Genomic DNA, 18,605 nt, shown 5'->3' with positions numbered 1-18,605 from the left:
AAAAATCTATAGGTATGCATTTAATAAAAGAATTTAAAGAATTTGCTGTAAAAGGTAATATGATGGACATGGCCATTGGTATTATAATAGGAGCAGCGTTTAACAAAGTCATAGATGTTTTAGTAAAAAACGTAATGCTTCCACCATTGTCATTACTTACCAGTGGGGTTAATTTTGAACACAAAAAGATAATTCTCAGAGACGCTGTTTTAAATAGTAAAGGTACTGTTATCACAGACGAAGTTGCTATAGGTTATGGCGCTTTAGGAGAAGCATTTTTAGATTTCATAATTATAGGATTTACCGTTTTTATAGTGGTAAAATCTTTGAATAAACTAAAACAAAGAGCTCAGGATACAAAAGATACTACAGTGGTTACCCCAAAAGACATAGAATTATTAGACCGACTTACTATATTAATGGAAGAACAAAATCAGCTTTTGAAAGCAAATAAAAAGCTTTAAATTTAATCTATCATTAATTTAAAATACTTGATAGATTACCATAGGATATCTCTTTAAAATCGGTAATGGTTTTATTGGCCTTTGAGTAATCCTGATTTTTTGAGTGGAAACTATCAAAACCTACACAGTAAATTCCAGCAGCTTTTGCAGCCAAAATTCCGTTGGTAGAATCTTCAATGACAAAACATTCTTTAGGTTTAAATCCTGATGCTTCCGCAGCTTTTATAAATATTTCTGGATGAGGTTTAGATTCTTTTAAATCAGCGCCACTTAGTTTTGCCTTGAAATATTGATTTAAGTCAAAACGTTCAAAAATTTGATTAATACTGGTCATTGCTGCCGAAGAGCCCAAAACCAAAGTCAATCCATTACTATGATAGTCTTTTATGAGCTCTAAGACACCATCAATTAAAGTTAAATTAGAATTACTCTCAAAAAATTGTTTATAGTACTTGCGTTTTAGGGCTACTAAGCTTTCTGGCGTTTTCTTTAAGTTGAAATGCTCACATAAACGTTTACAAATATTGATGGTTGATTGCCCTGTAAAAGATTCATATAGTTCATTAGAGACAGTTATACCTATTTCATCAAACATATCATGGTATGCCTTGTAATGCATGGGTTCGCTATCAATAATAACACCATCCATATCAAAAATTACCGCTTTAAGCATTTCAATTTTTTTTTTTTTTGCGAAGATATGTGAATCTAAAAATCTTGCCTAAAAAAATACATTTAAATCATTTATAATAATCTAATCAACTTATGATTTTTAAAGTGAAATTGAGAATAGGCAGTTTTTTTGCTTCTCAATTTTTTCAGTTTGAATTCTCTGTTTATTTTACTTACTTACTCTTTCTAATGAAAAGGGTTGTTCAATTTAAGATTCCTACTATTATTTATTCTATATTTAGAATGGCCAAATCATTGGTACCAGCACTAGCGAAACAACTAAGAACAAGAGTAATAATGGAGCACCTACCTTTAAATAATTCATAAACTTATAACCACCTGCGGTCATCACCATGGCATTTGTAGTAGTGCCTATTGGTGTTAAGAATGCTGTTGAAGCACTAATGGCCACTACAATCATAAATGGTTCTGGTGATAGGTTTAATGAACTAGCAGCTAAAATGGCAATAGGAGCCATTAATACGGCTGTAGCAGAGTTATTAATTACCTGACTAAAGGTAGTGGTTAAAAGAAAAACACCTCCCAATAATGCTACAGGGTGTATGGCACCTAAATAATTTACAAGTCCGTTGGCTATTACCTGTGCAGTTCCTGTTTTTTGTAAAGCAATACCCATAGGAATCATGGCAGCAATCATAACCACACTTGTCCAACTAATGCCTTTATAAGCTTTTGCCATTGGTACACATCCTGTTAGTAAAATAATACCAGCAGAGATTAAAGCCGCTATTGAGCCCGGTACTACCTTAAAAACCATAAACGCAATCATGAGTAATAAGGCTCCCATGGCAATGTAAGATCTGTAGTTGAGGTTTTCAACGTTTTTTGCCATTCCCTCTGGGCTACCACATATTACTAAGTTTTCGTGTTGTTTTTTTAGGTCATCAATACTAGCCCAAGTACCCCTTAACAAAAAGGCATCTCCAACTTTTACGGTTATCTCTTTATCCTGTATAGGCTTTTGGTTTCTTGAAACAGCTAGTAGTTGAATATTAAATCTTTTAAAATAATCTGCTAAATTATATTTTCTACCAACCAACATAGAGTTAGGGTTTACTAAAACTTCAGTCATACCAACCTCTTGGTTGATAAGATTATTTTTTAACTCTTCTGTAGATTCTTCTTCTAGAGGTAATAATCCCAATCTAAACCTAATCATAAGGCGGTTGATAGCTTCAGTATCACCTTTAACCGTTATAATATCATGGTATCTTAATTCCGTACCTAAATCTGGGAATTCTTCAAATTTAGGATATCCTTTTAATCTATTAGGATGTCTTCTTTTTAGTCTAATAATGGTTATATTAAACTCTTTTTCAAAATTCCAATTTTCAATTTTTGTATTAATTAACGGCGATAAAGATCTAATACGAAGCCTATAATAATCGTCATCTATTTTATAAGCCTCTATCCAGTTATGTAAAGTAGATTCAATATTTACAGGTTTATTGTTGGTTTTATTTTCTGGGAGTAATTTGTAACCAACATATCTAAAGTATAGTAAAGCGATGATTAACAGAGGTAGCCCTATTAAACCAAATTCAAAGAATGAAAAGCCTTCATGACCTGCTTCAACCAATGAGTTACTGGCAATGATATTAGGAGGCGTTCCTGTTAAAGTAAGTAGGCCACCTGTGTTGGAACCAAAAGCAACTGGCATTAACATTTTAGAAGGTAAGGTACCTATACTCCACGCAGATGATATGGTTAGCGGCATTAGGGTAGCTACTGTACCAGTATTACTAACAAAGCCTGATAATACCCCAGCACCTAAGCTTACTATTACTAGTAATTTGGGTACACTTTTACCAGCCCATTCAACAAATTTCTTACCAGCCATAGCTGTCCAGCCTGTTTGAGCAATTCCTTCTCCTATAATAAAGAGGGCAGCAATCATGATAACGGTTGGATTACTAAATCCGCTTAAAGTTTCGGTGGGAGTTAAAATACCTGTTAAATACAAGGCAATCATAGATATAAGTGCAACAATATCTGGAGTGAATTTTCCCCAGACAAAAAGTCCAATTGTTACCACTAAAATAAAGAGCATTAAATACATGTTTCTCGTGTTTTCTTGTTTGATTAATTATGGTGTAAAATTACTATTGAATACTTCTCATTATTATGATTAATGTCATACTTTAAAACAGGAAGTTATTTTTCAATTATTGTTATATTTAACCTATAAAAATTAGGGAAACCATTAGCGAATACGTTTTCGTATTTCTAAGTTTTATGAGTTTGCCAATTTATATAAAAAAATAGTTTATCCTATTTAAAAAACAATTGGAAAATTAGAAAAAACATATGTAAATCAGTCATGTTTTGATTGATAATATGATATATTAAAAGTATGAAATTAGATATTCTTGCCATAGGGGCTCATCCAGATGATGTAGAGTTAGGTTGTGGTGCTACCATTGCTAAAGAAATAGCTCAAGGTAAAAAAATTGGTATTATAGATTTAACTAGGGGTGAGTTAGGAACTCGTGGTACTGCAAGAACAAGAGCAGAAGAAGCTGAAGAAGCAAAAAACATTTTGGGAGTTACTGTTAGGATGAATATGGAGTTTGAAGATGGTTTTTTTGTTAATGACAAACAACATCAAATAGAACTCATAAAAATGATACGTAAATATAAACCAGATATTGTATTGTGCAATGCTATTGATGATAGGCATATAGACCACGGGAAAGGAAGTAAATTAGTAAGTGATGCTTGTTTTTTAAGCGGATTAATTAAAATTAATACTAAAATTCAAGATGATGATGAATGGCAAGAACCATGGAGACCGAAGCAAGTGTATCACTATATGCAATGGAATAATTTAGAGCCCGATTTTGTGGTTGATGTTACTGGGTTTATGAATAAAAAAATAGAGGCGGTTTTGGCTTACAAAACACAGTTTTTTGATGCTAACAGCAAAGAACCTGTTACGCCTATTTCTAGCCTTAACTTTAAAGATAGTGTAACATACAGGGCTAGAGATTTAGGACGCTTGGTAGGTGTAGAATATGCCGAAGGATTTAATGTAGAGCGCTATATTGCTGTTGATAGTTTATTTAACCTTCAATAGAATGTATATATATTAATTAAAAACTAAAAAAAGTCTTTGTAGAAAAATCGAAATCTGTTACATTTGCACTCGCATTAATAATGCGTAAACATGGTGGTTGTAGCTCAGTTGGTTAGAGCGCCTGATTGTGGTTCAGGAGGTCGTCGGTTCGAGACCGATCTTCCACCCAAAAATACAAGCCTTTCAAGAAATTGAAAGGCTTTTTTTGTGGTTTGATATTTACCCAATAAAACTCTAAAACTACAGTTTTTTATTGACAATTGTTTTGGTGTTTTTATAAGTTCAAATGTTTCTGCTAAATTTTATCCAGCAAAAACCTCATAGTGTGTAACTTTTTCTTCAAACTCAAGTAGAAATTTTTTGTCTTCAGGATAATATTTTGCAACTTCAAAATCATCACCCGCAAAATTCTTTATTACATCTAAATTTTCCCAGTATGTTATTAAAGTAAAATGAGCTATACCATTATCAATGCGCCTTAAAAAAGTTAAATTAACAAATCCTTTTGTTCTTTCATAGTCGGGGATTGCTATAGATTTCATTAACTCAGTATATTGTTCAAAATCTTTCGCTTTTGTTCGGCCATGCCATATTCTAGCTATCATGTTATTCTTTTTAATGTTCATTACCCTTATATATCCACATGGGTTTAGTTTCACCAGCCTTACTAAATCCAACTTTATTATAAAATTCAATAGCTTTACCATCAGCGGTTAACATTTGCATATGAAAATCTTTATATTTTTCTAACATCCTATTCATAATCATTTTTCCAATTCCTTTACCTTGATAATTAGGGTGAATTAATAAGTGAGGGTAATAGACTACCAAATGACCATCTGAAATTGCGTTTCCTAGACCAATTAAATTATTCTTATCCCAAGCGGTTATCAAGGAATGTGAATTAATCAAGGCTTTAAATAGTTTATTTGGTTTTTCAGCAGCACTCCATTCATTGGCTTTGTAAAGCTCAATGACTTGTTCAAGTTCAAGCTCTCGAGTCTCTAAAACATCTATTTTCATTATCTAAACATTAATATTAAGTTGTATTCAAGGTCTAACACAACAAAGCGTTGTTAAGGGTTATTGATCCTAAAAAATCGCTCAGTAAACTTTTTGAATTAAATTGAATAGTATTCTTACTAACTTTTAGGGTTCGTTTTGATGAAAATATTTTAAGAAAGAGTCCTATTATTAAAAAAAATAAGCCAATAAATCCTAAAAGTTCAAAACCATTAAAAACAATAGACTTTATAATTGCCCCAAGACCTATAGTAAAAACTGCAATTGGTAGATATAATTGAAATTTATAATTAGTAGTAATCTCAAAATTACTATGTGGGTTATGTAACTTATTAACCAATTGTTGTTAGCTTAGCTTCAATTTCGGTTATACGAACAAGCAATTTCACAGATTGTAGTTGTTATTAATAAATCTACTCTTTCTTTTTGTCTAACTTTATACGCTCCTGCCTATTGGCTAGTTCCCAAGCGGTATGGAAAATTAATTTGGCTCTTGCTGCTAACAATTCGTATTCAATTTTATCTGGGGTATCTGTTGGTCTGTGATAATCGGCATGCGTACCATTAAAGTAGAAAATTACAGGAATGTTGTTTTTTGCAAAGTTGTAGTGGTCTGAGCGGTAATAAAAACGGTTGGGGTCTCGGTCACTATTGTAGGTGTAATCAAATTTGAAATTGGTAAATCTCTTATTTACATCTTCAGAAATGTCATGTAGTTCTCTACTCAGTTTATCAGACCCAATTAAATACAGATAATTTGGATTGCCTTCATGTTTGGGGTCTATTCTACCAATCATATCAATATTTAAGTTAGCAACTGTGTTTTCTAAAGGAAATACAGGGTCAACATCGGTGTAATAACGTGAGCCGTAAAGTCCAATTTCTTCACCGGTAACATGTAAGAACAAAATTGAACGTTTGGGTCCGTGCCCCTTGATAGCCGCAGTTTTAAATGCTTCAGCAATTTCTAAAATAGCCACAGTACCAGACCCGTCATCATCTGCACCGTTATTAACTTCACCTACTTTTGAAACCCCAATATGGTCTAAATGTGCTGAGATGACTATAATTTCTTCGGGTTTTTCAGAGCCTTTAATATAGGCCAAAACATTTTCAGAGGCTTTGATATCTCCTTTAAAAAAAGATTCTGGGATTTCTTGAAAATAATCGCCTTCTTTAATAGGCGAGGGAATACCATTAGCTACGTATTGAGATTTAATGAATTCAACTGCTTTTTTCTGTCCAGGTTCTCCTGTTTTTCTACCTTCATAAGCATCAGAAGCATAAATGTATAGCATCTCTTTTAACTCTGAAGCAGTTATGGTATTGGCATAATTAATTCGATAAGCTTCCTTCTTTTTTTCTTTATTCTTTGAAGAACAGCAAGAAATAATAACACAGGTGACACAAAGGAGTAGTAAAATGTTTCGCATAGTTATGAATCTGTATTTAACGCTATAATACAAAAAAAGCCTTTATGGAAAGGCTCCATTCAACTTATTTTAACAAATCGTTGTCTTTATCTAAAACGACTCTGTGTTCTTGATTGGCTATTTGCCACGCAGTAGCAAATACAAGTTGTGTGCGTTTTTGAAGCAACGGATAGTCAATTTTGTCTGGAGTGTCAGTAGGTCTGTGGTAATCATCATGTTCTCCATTAAAATAAAATATTACTGGCACGTCTTTTTTTGCAAAATTATAATGGTCTGATCGAGTATAGTAATTGTGACTTTCTCCTTTAATGTTATACCTGTAGTCTAAGTTGATTTTGAAATACTGGTTATTAATTTTTTCAGAGATATAGTGTAATTCTTTACTTAACCTATCAGAGCCTATCAAATAGATGTAATTTTTGTTTTCTAGGTGTAAATCATCAACCCTTCCAATCATATCTATATTGAGATTTGCCACTGTGTTTTCAAGTGGGAAAACAGGATATTCAGTATAGAATGCCGAACCTTTTTTACCTAATTCTTCTGCTGTAAAGTGAAGGAACAAAATGCTTCTTTTGGGACCAAAGCCATCATTTTTGGCTAACTTGAATGCTTGAGCCATTTCCATAAGCGCTACAGTACCAGAACCATCATCATCTGCACCGTTGTTTATTTGACCATCATCTTCAATTCCTAAATGGTCTAAATGAGCCGATATCACCACAATTTCGTCTGGTTTTTCAGAACCTTCAATAAATGCCAGTACATTATCTGTGTCCTTGGCTTTATTGGATAGAAATTCAGACGGAATGGTTTGAAAATAATTGTTACCTCCGTAAGCAGACTCAATACTCTCATTTTGATAATATGTCTTCAAAAAATTAGCAGCTAGCACATGACCTTTTTCACCAGCTTTTCTACCCTCAAATTTATCAGAAGAAAATGTATAAAGATGTGTTTTTAGCTCACTAGCTGTTATGGTGTTGGCATATTTTATAACAGCAGCACTATCTACAAGTTGAATACTATCTTTTAAATTTTTAATTTTGGTAGTGTATTTTGGGGTAGCACAAGTACCTACAAGGGTTAGCATTGAGAGGATGCATATGATTTTCATCTGTGTATAATCTGTATGTTTTTAATCAGATGTATTAACACGCTAAAACGTGCTAATTTTTAGTTTGCTCAAAGATACAAATAATAGCGAAAAAACTTACTCCTATAGTTCTATATCTTCTAATTCGGAGGTGTCAATATCTATATCCTCAATTTCTAAATCTTCAAGTTCTTCCAGAGCTTCTTCTTTTGATTGTGATTCTGTAGCTTTTAACTCCTGGGTGTCAGCTACTTCAGTTATTGAAAATAACGCTTTATATGTAGTGATTGCCAGAGCTATGATGGTTAAAAAGAAAGTAAATTGAATTATTTTTTTTACTTGTCCGGTTTTTTTTGAAAGGTAAAAAGCCAATAAACCAAATACAAGTGCCAAGATTGATGGTATGATTGCTAAATTGGAAACAGGTAAAACAGCTAGTATAATTGCTAAAAACGAAGCGATAATTGCCAGTACAGTGAATAGTTTTTTCATTTTATTAATTTTTTAATCCAGAAGCTGATTTTATTTTTAGCTCCCCGTTACCAACAGGAATTTTAAATTTTCCAAAGACTATAATTTTATTGGCATCTGCCGTAAGCCATAACAAATTGGAGTTACCGCCCTCTAAGGCCTTTGAATCACTTCCAATTGAAATCTTGTAACATGTTTTTGTCCCAATTGCGGTATTTAAAGTCTCTTTACCTAAATAGGTAATGTATCCTTTGGTTTCTTTTCTATCAAAAATAACATGAATTGTTTTTTGTTGCCCAACCCTCATGGTTTCGTAGTCTAGCGTTCTTAACTTATATAGTGTTGAAACAATATCGTTAGACCCGGCATTAAAAGTGAAATCTTTGTTTTGAACCTGATTATTCTTTTTAGTTTGAACAGACTTTATAGTATTTGTTTTATGACTGTAAGTATACTTCATAGCTTTGAAATAGCTCCCTTCATTAATATTTCGTTTATATAAATAGGGTGTTAAGGTTTTGGGGTTTACGTAGCTTTCATATAGGTCTCTAATCTTAAAAAAATTATCCCATTTACTATAGGTTGCAGCGGTACACTTTAATCTTAAAAGTGTAGCTTTAGAGGTTTGCACATTACTAGTTTCCATGGTTACTTGTGCAATATCATTAAGTATCCCAGACATATTATAAGATGCTGTGTATACTAATTTTTCTCCTGGGGCTATGGCAGTGTTTTGAGCGTTACATGTAAATGACCAACAAAGGATAACTAAGAAAAGAAAACGCATCATAAAAAGGTGTTTTTAGATTATAAGAGTAAGGGGTACCATTTATTGTGCCGAAAATACAATGCTTTGATATATTTTACTAATTTTTATTTGTAATACTGTAACGTGTTGTACAACTGATAATTGTCATAGTTTTTATTATATCCTAGATATATATTTACGTATCATCAAAGTTTTTGTAGCAATGAAAACCATACTATTACCTACAGATTTTTCGAAGAATTCCATAAACGCCATTAAGTATGCTACCAAGTTGCTTAAAAATGAGGAGTGTGATTTTTATATTCTTAATGTTCAAAAAGCATCCTCATTCATTTCCGATGATATGATGTCGGTGTCGTCATCTACCACAATCTATTCTACCTTAATAGATGCTGCCAAAAAATCTATTACAAACATTATATCTGGTCTTAAAATAAAGCAACATAATGATAAACATCAATTTCATTCTATTGTTGATTACGACAATTTTATAGATTCTATAAACCAGATTTCAGACAAACATCAAGTAGATTTAATTATTATGGGAACCAAAGGAGCTTCTGGTCTACAGCGCGTTCTATTTGGAAGTAATACAGCAAGAGTTATGCAACGATGCCATGTGCCTGTTTTGGCAATACCTGATGGTTGTAGATATACCTCTTTAAAGAAAATAGCTTTTACAACCAACCATATAAACTTGTTTTCTATTGAAGAATTAAAGATACTAAAGGATATTTTAGTGCTTAATAATTCTAAACTTTATATTTTACATGTAGCTGATGAACATCATTTGGCACAAAAGCAATTACAGAATATGGGTTTCTTTAATACGTATTTTCCAGAGGCAACCCATGAATTTATTGATGTAAATAAGAAAGATATGTTTGAAATAGTGCATCAGTATATTTTTGAAAATAATATAGATATGCTATCTATGATTAGTGAAAAACACTCATTCATAGATAGATTATTTACTAGGCATGCGCTTGAAACCTTTGCTTTCAGTATTGATGTTCCCTTCTTGGTGGTAGAGAGTTCTAATGAATAATATGTAATAGCGCCATCCCTTCCGTTCAAAATTTTATTTTACATACCTTTATAAAATATAATCAACGGTTTTATCTTACTTGACGAAATACAAACTTACATTATTAGTCTGCATTGTTTTTTTTAATTTTTCGATTTGTCAAATCGAAAAATTAGATAGCCTAAAGACTATTTTTGAAAATCAAAAAGAAATAGATTCAATTCGATTTGAAGCTGGGTTAGATGCTTTTATGGTACTTTTTAGGAAAGATCTAGATTCAGCTAGGGCTTTTGGTAATAAAGTTTTAAAATTTTCTGAAGACAAAGAAAACAAGAAATGGGAAGCCACTTCATTACGTTTTGTAGGTAATACATATGCCATACAGGGAAGATATAGAGAGGCATTGAAATACTTTACTAGGAGTCACGAATTGCATGCTCAATTGTCTGATGAAAAAGCAATGGCAACTACTTATAACAATATTGGTACTGTTCATTACGAGTTGGGTAATTTTACAGAGGCTTTAGATAATTTGTTGAAAGGCTTAAAAATAGCAGATAAAATTGATGATAAACCCAATTTAGCAAGGTTGTCTAATAATTTAGGAAATGTTTATATCAGACAAAAAAATCAGGAAAAAGCCTTAGAATATTATTATTATAGTTTAAAATTAAAAAAAGAATCTGGAAATAAATATTCTATTTCGCATGCGTACAATAATGTAGGATTAGTATATACTAACTTAAAGGATTTTGATAAGGCTCTCGATAATTTGTTAAAATCAGCAGAACTTGCTATTGCTGTTGAAGACAAAAGAGGGCAAACACGTGCTTATGGTAATATAGGCCAATTATATAACATGTTCGGTAAATTTCAGGAGGCACTAGAGTACCTTAATAAATCTATTAAAATAAAAGAAGAGATAGGTGATAAAGAAGGATTAATTTCAAATTATTTATATAGGGGAGGAGGTAATTATTTCTATACCAATAATTATCAGTTAGCGAAAGCAGACTGTGAAAAGAGCTTAAAGTTAGCTCGAGAAATGAATGTGTTGATTGCAGAGCAAGAAGCTTGCGAATGTTTAAGCCGAGTTTGGGAAAAATTGGGGAATTATAATAAATCATTACAATATTTTAAACTTTCAGCAGTAGCAAAAGATTCATTATTTAATAATGAAAAATCGCAAGAGATTGCACGTCAAGAATTACAATATCAATATGAAAAACAGCAATTAGCAGATAGTTTAGAATTTAATAAGCAAAAGGCAGCGCGAGAATTACAATTTGTAAATGATTTAAATAAACAACGTAATAAAGTTAATTGGGTCATTTTTGGAACACTGGGACTACTTGTAATAGGAGGTGTTTATTGGAGGTCTAGACAAAAAAGTATAAAACTAAGGCAAGAACGAAATGTTATAAATAAGCTTAAGCAAGTAGATAAACTAAAAGATGAATTTTTAGCAAATACCTCACACGAACTACGTACACCTTTAAATGGTATCATAGGGCTATCTGAATCATTAAAGGATGGTGTTGCTGGTAAATTACCTTCAAAGGCCATAGAGAACTTAGACATGATTGCTAATAGTGGTAAACGTTTATCTCATTTGGTGAATGATATTCTGGATTTTTCAAAACTTAAGAATAAAGATATTACCTTGTCTTTACGACCAGTAGATTTGTATACAGTTGTAGATATGGCATTGAAAATTTCTGAGGTATTTGTTAAAGACAAACCAGTAAAGTTGATAAACACCGTGCCAAAAGATATTCCTTTGGTTGATGCTGATGAGAATAGACTACAACAAGTTCTTTATAATATTATAGGTAATGCCATCAAGTTTACTGAAAAAGGAAACATTGAAATTAGGGCTGAGGTTAATGATAGGTTTATAAAGACTTCTATAATAGATACGGGTATAGGCATTCCAGAAGAAAAGTTTGAAACCATATTTAAGTCTTTTGAACAAGTTGACGGTTCGACAGAACGGGAATATGGAGGTACGGGATTAGGTTTATCGGTTACCAAACAATTGATAGAATTACATGGCGGTGAAATTAAAGTAAATTCAATAGTTGGAAAAGGATCTACATTTAGTTTTACAGTTCCTAAGAGTTCGGAAAATCGTGGTGACTATTCATCTTTTAAACCAACCAATGAAAATCAAAAAGTTCAGTCTTTAGTGAATCAGGATTCTTCAGAATCTAAAGAGGAAATACCTCAATTAAAAGCCCATATAAATATTTTAATTGTTGACGATGAGCCTATCAACCGTCGTGTTTTAGAAAATCACCTCACAGTAGCTGGATATAAGGTTCACGAAGTTGGAAGTGGCAAGGAAGCATTAGATCTTTTAGATAAGGGCTATGTATTTAATTTAGTGTTACTAGATATTATGATGCCTAATATGTCTGGTTATGAGGTATGTGAAATTATTAGGACACGTTACCTAAGTAGTGAACTACCAATAGTATTATTAACTGCAAAGAACAGGGTAAGCGATTTGGTAACTGGGTTTAATGCTGGAGCTAATGACTATTTAACAAAACCTTTTTCAAAAAATGAATTGTTGAGTAGAATTAAAACGCATTTACGATTATGTAGTATTCACAGAGCGACGAGTAAGTTTGTTCCCTATGAATTTTTAAAATCAGTTGGAAGGGAGGCTATAACTGATGTGGTTTTGGGAGATTATACCGAAAAGGAAATCACAGTTTTATTTACAGACGTGAGAGATTATACTCGCTTGGCAGAATCTATGACTCCTGAACAGAATTTTAAATTTGTTAACGCCTATGTGGGTAGGATGGGACCTGTGATTCATGATAATAATGGGTTTGTAAATCAGTATTTGGGAGATGGCATTATGGCGTTATTCCCCAATCATGCCGAAGACGCACTTAAAGCATGTATAGATATGCAAAAAGTGATACAGCAATATAACGAAAGAAGACAAGGCGAAGGTTATGAAACTATTCAAGTGGGTATGGGCTTGCATACTGGTCAGTTGGTAATGGGTATTATTGGAGACCCTAACAGAAATGATACAGCCATTATTGCAGATACAGTTAATACGGCGTCTCGTATGGAAGGAGTGACCAAGTACTATGGTGCTAATATTATTTTAAGTGAAGCCAGTATTGATACTATCACAAATAAAAAAGATTTTAATTTTAGGTTTTTAGGAAAAGTCATGGTTAAAGGAAAGCAGAATGCTATGCGCATTTATGAGTGCTTTGATGGTGATGATTCAGAACAAATAGAACTTAAGAAGAAGACGTTTGAAAATTTTGAAAAGGGTTTGAAATGTTTTTTAAACAAAGAATTTCCTAAGGCCTCAGCCATGTTTGATAAAATAATACGTGTTAACCCTAAAGATGAAGTGGCTCATTATTTTTTGACTAAATCTGCCGAATATACTTTTTCTGGTGTACCAGAAGATTGGGAAGTGATTAATAAAATGGATATGAAATAGCTTAATAAAATATGTGTTTAGTTTTATTTGGCATATCGTTTCATTTCAGAGGTTACAGTTTCCAGAGCTTGTTTCCAAGCCTTTAAAAGTTGTGGGTTACTCATGCTTCCCAATTCTTCCTTAATGGTTTCCATAAGACACTCTAAAACAACAGGATAATGTTCTTCATGAACACCATATCGTAAATGACTTTCTCCTAAGAGTTTGAGTCCTAAAGTAAGATGTTCTGGTCTGCTCATAGAATAAACAATACCTCCCAGCATGTGGGTTAGAAGTCTTCCTTGCGAAGCCATATTGTTTTTAAATAGCGCTTTAGCATCTGGAGCTTTAGTAAATACTTTATCGTAGAATTTGCTTGCAAAGGCATCTTCATTTCTCAGTAAATAATCAAGAGACTGTTGTAATTCCAATTGAATATCCATCTCCTTAAAACTTAGCAGTTCATGTAATACAGTATCATAATCATGACCAGCCATTTGGTTAGTAAAAGTTCTACCTATTTTTAAGGTGTTGAGAGGAACACTTTTAAAAACAGAATCTGATATAAGGATATTAGTTTTTACTTCTTTATTAAATGACTGAATTCTACTGGCCGTATTTACAGGGTCTCCAACCACAGCAAATTGTTTATGTTTTGGGTGACCTAAATGCCCTATGTAAGCCCTTCCAAAATTAATACCTATTCCTAATTTTAGATTAACATTAAAGTCAACCAATTCAATATGATTAAGTCTTTCTACAGCATATTGCATGCCTAGTGCAGCTCTAACAGCATCTTTACAGTTTTTATGTTTCATACCACCTGAAACTCCAAATAAGCCAATAATCTCATCACCAACATATTGGTAAATGACACCATTATTAACCAAAATAGGATCTCCTAAAACCGTGTAAAACCTGTTTAAAATATGAGCTACATCAAAAGAGCTATTTTCAGAAGCTAGTTTTGTAAACCCTCTAATATCACAGAATAAAATGGCAATAGGACGTTCTTCAGCTACTCCTTCAGGAATGGTTTCAAGTTGTAATCTGTTAACTTCAGAATTAGTCCAAACCAAGCGTTGAATACTTACAGGACCTTTAGCGTAGCATTGACAGGCTAAACGAATGGAAGGGTCCCATTTGCGCACTCTTGCAACTTCTTGTTCCTTTAAGGTGCGAGGGTTTAAATTACTATGGCCGTCCATCACTCTAATACGGCAGGTTGTACACAAACCATTGCCTCCGCATTCATGAATGTGTGGAATTTGGTTCATTATAGAACATTCCAAAAGCGAAGCATCAAGATCATGATGTTCAACTTGTTGGTTAATTCCCGTATAAGTTATAATAGGCGCTTTTACTTCAGGCATATCAAAAGATTGAAGTTAAAGTTACTAAAAAACTTTTTTGGGTTAATGATTAAACGCAAAATGTGTACAATAATGCTTTTTTTGTAATGAGTTAACCATTAAAATTAAGCCTATGAGAACATAAATAATTATCTAAAGATTATTATCATTAGTGTAATCTACTGTTTTTATGATTCATGTCTCAAAACCATTTGAAATTTTTTATTTTGAATAAGCTTTGTTCTATTATTGATATTTGATGAAGCAAGTGCTAAATATTTATTATACCTAGTATCAATGTGTTTTTGAATTTGCCACATTAAAGTTAGAAAGTCCGCAGGGTTATAGTTTAATAGTTTTGAAAAGCGTTGTTCTTTTTTTAGATAGTCTTCAATTTTCAATGAAGGCACTTTAGAATCTAGCTGTAATGCATTAAGTCTGTTTTCTGCTCTTCTAGGATCATTTCTGTATAATAACCATTGACCAGAATTTACCGCCGCTTTATGATATTGACTTGGGTTTTTCATGTCAATACCATGTGATTCACTATGGCAATAGGCAATGATTATTGAAGGGCCATTAAAACTTTCAGCTTCATTAAAAGCTTTTAAAGTTTGCTCTTGATCTGCACCTATAGCTATAGACGCTACATATACATTATCATAATTCATAGCTAATAAACCTAAATCTTTCTTTTGCTTTTGTTTTCCCCTAAAAGCAAATTTAGCTTGGGCACCATAAGGCGTTGCTTTTGATGCTTGCCCTCCAGTATTGTCATAAACTTCATTGTCTAAAACTAAAATATTAACATTTTCACCTGATGCTAATACATGATCTATACCGCCAAATCCAATATCATAAGCCCATCCGTCGCCACCAACAATCCAAACACTTTTTTTAACAAGGGCATCGCTAATCAAAATTAAATCTTTCGCTTTAGGAGTATTTAGTTTTTGTAGTTTGGCATTAAGCTCAGCAACTTTTTGTTTTTGTTGATTAATTTGTTGCTCTGTATTTTGAGTGTTATTAAGAATATCAAAAGATAACTCAAGGCCTACTAGAAATGATAAATTTTCTAAGAGCTTTTTAGCTTGTTGTTCTTGTTGTTTGATAGATAATCTAAACCCTAAACCAAATTCGGCATTATCCTCAAATAATGAGTTAGACCAGGCAGGACCTTTACCTTTATTGTTTTTAGACCAAGGTGTTGTTGGTAAAGCACCTCCAAAAATAGAACTTGCACCAGTGGCATTAGCCACTAAAAGTCTATCTCCAAACAATTGTGACATGAGCTTTAAATAGGAAGCCTCACCACAACCTTCAACACCAGTTGAATATTTGAATAAAGGTTCTTGCAGTTGTTGTTGACTCACCTTTGATGTGTCGATTAAGTTTCTGTCTAATTCAGGAATGGTCTCAAAATACTCCCAATTAGATTTTTGTTCATTATAAATGCTTTCACTTTTTTCTAGTTTCAAAGCTTTTACGGGGCAAGCATCCACACAGCTATTGCAACCATTACATTGGTCTGGATTAATTTGAATGGTATAATTCATTGGATCGAAATCTTGAGAAACCATATGATTTAAAGTTTTAGGAGCCTCATTTAAATGATGATTACTAAAAACTTTTATTCTTAATGCAGCTTGCGGACACGCCATACTGCAAGCACCACATTGGGTACAGGTGTCTGTGTTCCATTTTGGAATAAATTCAGAGTTTTGTGCAGGATTGTATTTTGAAGTGTCACTTTCAAAAGTGCCATCTACAGGAAATAGGCTTACAGGAATATCATTTCCTTTGTTATTTAATAATCTGCCTAAAAGAGAGTGGTTAAAAGATTCGTCATAACTATCCAAAGTAGGTTCTTTTATTTTGATATGAGTAGTGTCTACTTTGTAAATAAAATCGTTTAAATTATGTATGGATTCTGAATAAATTACATCTTTTTTTAGGGCTAGAAAGCAAGCGTGTAATTCAGAGATAGTGTCGTTTTTAAATATTTTTAGTTTCTCAATATCATTAATATTTACAATGAGTAAATTGATACGATTTTTTTTAATTTCTCTTTGAACATTTACAGATAAAGATTGCCAGTATGTTTTAGATGTTAATGAAGAGTTAGCCAGTAGCGTACCGCCGGGTTTTAGTTTTTTTAACGTGTTGTTGTTTAAAGTGAAATTAGCTTGCTGGCAACCAATAAAATTGGCTTGTTCTATTAAGTATGGTGCTTTTATAGGGTTGTTGCCAATACGTATATGCGCTATGTTATAGGAGTTAGACTTTTTATAATCTAACTGTATGTACCCTTGAATAAATGTGTTTTCTTTTTTTGAAATACACTTTAAAGTGTTTGTGAAACTTTCAGTTTGCTTAATGTTTTTTTTCTGATAAAATATAGCTTGATAACTGTTATTGTCTATTTGGATAGATTCTGAAACATCCAAACTCAAATTCAATACATCATCATTAATTCCAATGGTAAAATTATTTTTAGGATAGTCTTGTTTTAAATTTTCAAAAATAGCATGTACCATACTTGGCATGAATTCTTTTGAAGATAATCCATATCTACCGCCAACAATTTTTGGTAAAGTGGTTAATTGATTGTTTTGATAGGCTTCGGTAACCGATTTTAAAATGTCTAAATACAAAGGTTCTCCATTAGATCCTGCTTCTTTTGTTCTGTCTAAAACAGCAATGGATTTTATGGTTTTTGGTAAGGCTTGTAATAAATGTTTAGTGCTGAATGGACGGAATAATCTAACTTTAATTAAACCGTATTTATTTCCTCTTTTATTAAGAAGCTGAACGGTTTGTTCAATAGTTTCTGTTGAAGAAGCCATCGATACAATAATATGTTCAGCATCTTTTGCACCTATATAATCGAATAGGTTGTATTGTCTGTTGGTTAAGGATGCGAATGTGTTCATTTTATTTTGAACAATATCAGGGCAAACCTGGTAAAGTGGGTTGACCGCTTCTCTACTTTGAAAGCATACATCAGGACCTTGAGAGGTGCCTCTAATAACAGGACTGTTAGGGTTTAAAGCATTTGCTTTATGGTTTTTAATAGTTTTTTCATCCATCATAAACTGGATAACACTATCAGGAATTGCTTGAATGGTTGCAATTTCATGCGAAGTTCTAAACCCATCAAAAAAATGTACGAAAGGAATGCGTGATTCCAAAGTTGACGCTTGAGCAATTAGCGCAAAATCTTGTGCTTCTTGTACAGATGCACTACCTAACAAAGCATATCCGGACTGGCGTACCGCCATGATATCACTATGGTCGCCAAAAATGGATAGAGCATGCGTAGCAATACTTCTGGTGGCAACATGAATAACGTTAGGTGTTAATTCACCTGCTATTTTATACATGTTGGGAAGCATTAACAATAAGCCTTGGGATGCTGTAAAAGTGGTTGATAGCGAACCTGTCTGTAAAGCACCGTGCATGGCTCCTGAAACCCCTGCTTCACTTTGCATTTGATATACTGTTGGGATATTGCCAAAACAGTTTGGTTTATTTTCAGCACACCATTGCTCTACTAATTCACTCATTTCTGAAGCAGGAGTGATTGGGTAAATAGGAAATACCTCATTAGTTTGATAAGCTATTCTGGCTACTGCTTGATTAGCGTTGGTAATGTGCTGTGTAGAAGTTTTCATTTTGGTGATGAGTTAACTTTACTGAAGGAATGAGAAAAGGCTACTACAAAAGGGTAGTAGCCTTTAT

Annotated in this window: 14 protein-coding genes and 1 tRNA gene; 5 read left to right on the top strand and 10 right to left on the bottom strand. The window is 32.8% G+C overall.

Features of this window, described 5'->3' with window-relative positions; all coding sequences use genetic code 11:
* The first annotated feature begins 14 nt into the window (after positions 1 to 14).
* Positions 15 to 464 (top strand): large conductance mechanosensitive channel protein MscL, encoded by a 450-nt coding sequence (mscL, locus tag DFQ02_RS07830; RefSeq protein ID WP_116523875.1) that lies wholly within the window; start codon positions 15 to 17, stop codon positions 462 to 464.
* A gap of 13 nt (positions 465 to 477) precedes the next feature.
* Here the strand turns inward: mscL and DFQ02_RS07825 are convergent, their stop codons facing one another.
* Positions 478 to 1,137 carry an HAD family hydrolase gene (locus DFQ02_RS07825; protein ID WP_116523874.1) on the bottom strand — a complete coding sequence of 220 codons (660 nt, stop codon included), beginning with the start codon at positions 1,135 to 1,137 and terminating at the stop codon, positions 478 to 480.
* A gap of 237 nt (positions 1,138 to 1,374) precedes the next feature.
* Complete coding sequence (locus tag DFQ02_RS07820) at positions 1,375 to 3,207, bottom strand: SLC13 family permease (RefSeq protein ID WP_116524138.1); 1,833 nt, start codon at positions 3,205 to 3,207, stop codon at positions 1,375 to 1,377.
* A 303-nt stretch (positions 3,208 to 3,510) separates the two neighbouring features.
* Between DFQ02_RS07820 and bshB1 the strand changes: the two genes are divergently transcribed.
* On the top strand, positions 3,511 to 4,233 hold the full coding sequence (gene bshB1 / locus DFQ02_RS07815; protein WP_116523873.1) for a bacillithiol biosynthesis deacetylase BshB1: 723 nt from the start codon (positions 3,511 to 3,513) through the stop codon (positions 4,231 to 4,233).
* 92 nt (positions 4,234 to 4,325) lie between these two features.
* Positions 4,326 to 4,401: transfer RNA gene (locus DFQ02_RS07810), tRNA-His, on the top strand.
* A gap of 134 nt (positions 4,402 to 4,535) precedes the next feature.
* On the opposite strand, the gene DFQ02_RS07805 is transcribed toward DFQ02_RS07810, so the two are convergent.
* From DFQ02_RS07805 to DFQ02_RS07780, 6 genes are all read right to left on the bottom strand, one after another.
* On the bottom strand, positions 4,536 to 4,838 hold the full coding sequence (locus tag DFQ02_RS07805; RefSeq protein WP_147297749.1) for an antibiotic biosynthesis monooxygenase family protein: 303 nt from the start codon (positions 4,836 to 4,838) through the stop codon (positions 4,536 to 4,538).
* A gap of 10 nt (positions 4,839 to 4,848) precedes the next feature.
* Positions 4,849 to 5,256 carry a GNAT family N-acetyltransferase gene (locus tag DFQ02_RS07800; RefSeq protein WP_116523871.1) on the bottom strand — a complete coding sequence of 136 codons (408 nt, stop codon included), beginning with the start codon at positions 5,254 to 5,256 and terminating at the stop codon, positions 4,849 to 4,851.
* 413 nt (positions 5,257 to 5,669) lie between these two features.
* Complete coding sequence (locus DFQ02_RS07795; RefSeq protein ID WP_116523870.1) at positions 5,670 to 6,689, bottom strand: M28 family metallopeptidase; 1,020 nt, start codon at positions 6,687 to 6,689, stop codon at positions 5,670 to 5,672.
* A 64-nt stretch (positions 6,690 to 6,753) separates the two neighbouring features.
* Positions 6,754 to 7,806: a M28 family metallopeptidase gene (locus DFQ02_RS07790; protein ID WP_116523869.1), complete on the bottom strand. Its 1,053-nt coding sequence runs from the start codon at positions 7,804 to 7,806 to the stop codon at positions 6,754 to 6,756.
* Positions 7,807 to 7,908: 102 nt separating this feature from the next.
* Entirely contained in the window at positions 7,909 to 8,277 is a 369-nt protein-coding gene (locus tag DFQ02_RS07785; RefSeq protein WP_116523868.1) for an FUSC family protein, read from the bottom strand.
* A 4-nt stretch (positions 8,278 to 8,281) separates the two neighbouring features.
* Positions 8,282 to 9,046: a DUF3108 domain-containing protein gene (locus DFQ02_RS07780; protein ID WP_245940228.1), complete on the bottom strand. Its 765-nt coding sequence runs from the start codon at positions 9,044 to 9,046 to the stop codon at positions 8,282 to 8,284.
* A 181-nt stretch (positions 9,047 to 9,227) separates the two neighbouring features.
* Between DFQ02_RS07780 and DFQ02_RS07775 the strand changes: the two genes are divergently transcribed.
* Both DFQ02_RS07775 and DFQ02_RS07770 read left to right on the top strand, forming a co-directional pair.
* A complete protein-coding gene (locus DFQ02_RS07775; protein ID WP_116523866.1) occupies positions 9,228 to 10,073 on the top strand; it encodes a universal stress protein in 846 nt (281 codons plus the stop codon).
* Positions 10,074 to 10,302: 229 nt separating this feature from the next.
* Positions 10,303 to 13,533 (top strand): tetratricopeptide repeat protein, encoded by a 3,231-nt coding sequence (locus DFQ02_RS07770; protein WP_147297748.1) that lies wholly within the window; start codon positions 10,303 to 10,305, stop codon positions 13,531 to 13,533.
* Positions 13,534 to 13,556: 23 nt separating this feature from the next.
* On the opposite strand, the gene DFQ02_RS07765 is transcribed toward DFQ02_RS07770, so the two are convergent.
* Positions 13,557 to 14,885, bottom strand: coding sequence for an adenylate/guanylate cyclase domain-containing protein (locus tag DFQ02_RS07765; protein WP_116523864.1), 1,329 nt, complete (start codon positions 14,883 to 14,885; stop codon positions 13,557 to 13,559).
* A 167-nt stretch (positions 14,886 to 15,052) separates the two neighbouring features.
* Positions 15,053 to 18,538 (bottom strand): 4Fe-4S binding protein, encoded by a 3,486-nt coding sequence (locus DFQ02_RS07760; protein WP_116523863.1) that lies wholly within the window; start codon positions 18,536 to 18,538, stop codon positions 15,053 to 15,055.
* Positions 18,539 to 18,605 lie beyond the last annotated feature (67 nt).

The sequence above is a fragment of the Seonamhaeicola aphaedonensis genome (assembly GCF_003386195.1).
In the GTDB taxonomy this organism is placed as follows: Bacteria; Bacteroidota; Bacteroidia; order Flavobacteriales; family Flavobacteriaceae; genus Seonamhaeicola; species Seonamhaeicola aphaedonensis.
Note: the sequence above shows the minus strand (reverse complement) of the source record. Positions and strands in the feature narration are given on the sequence as shown.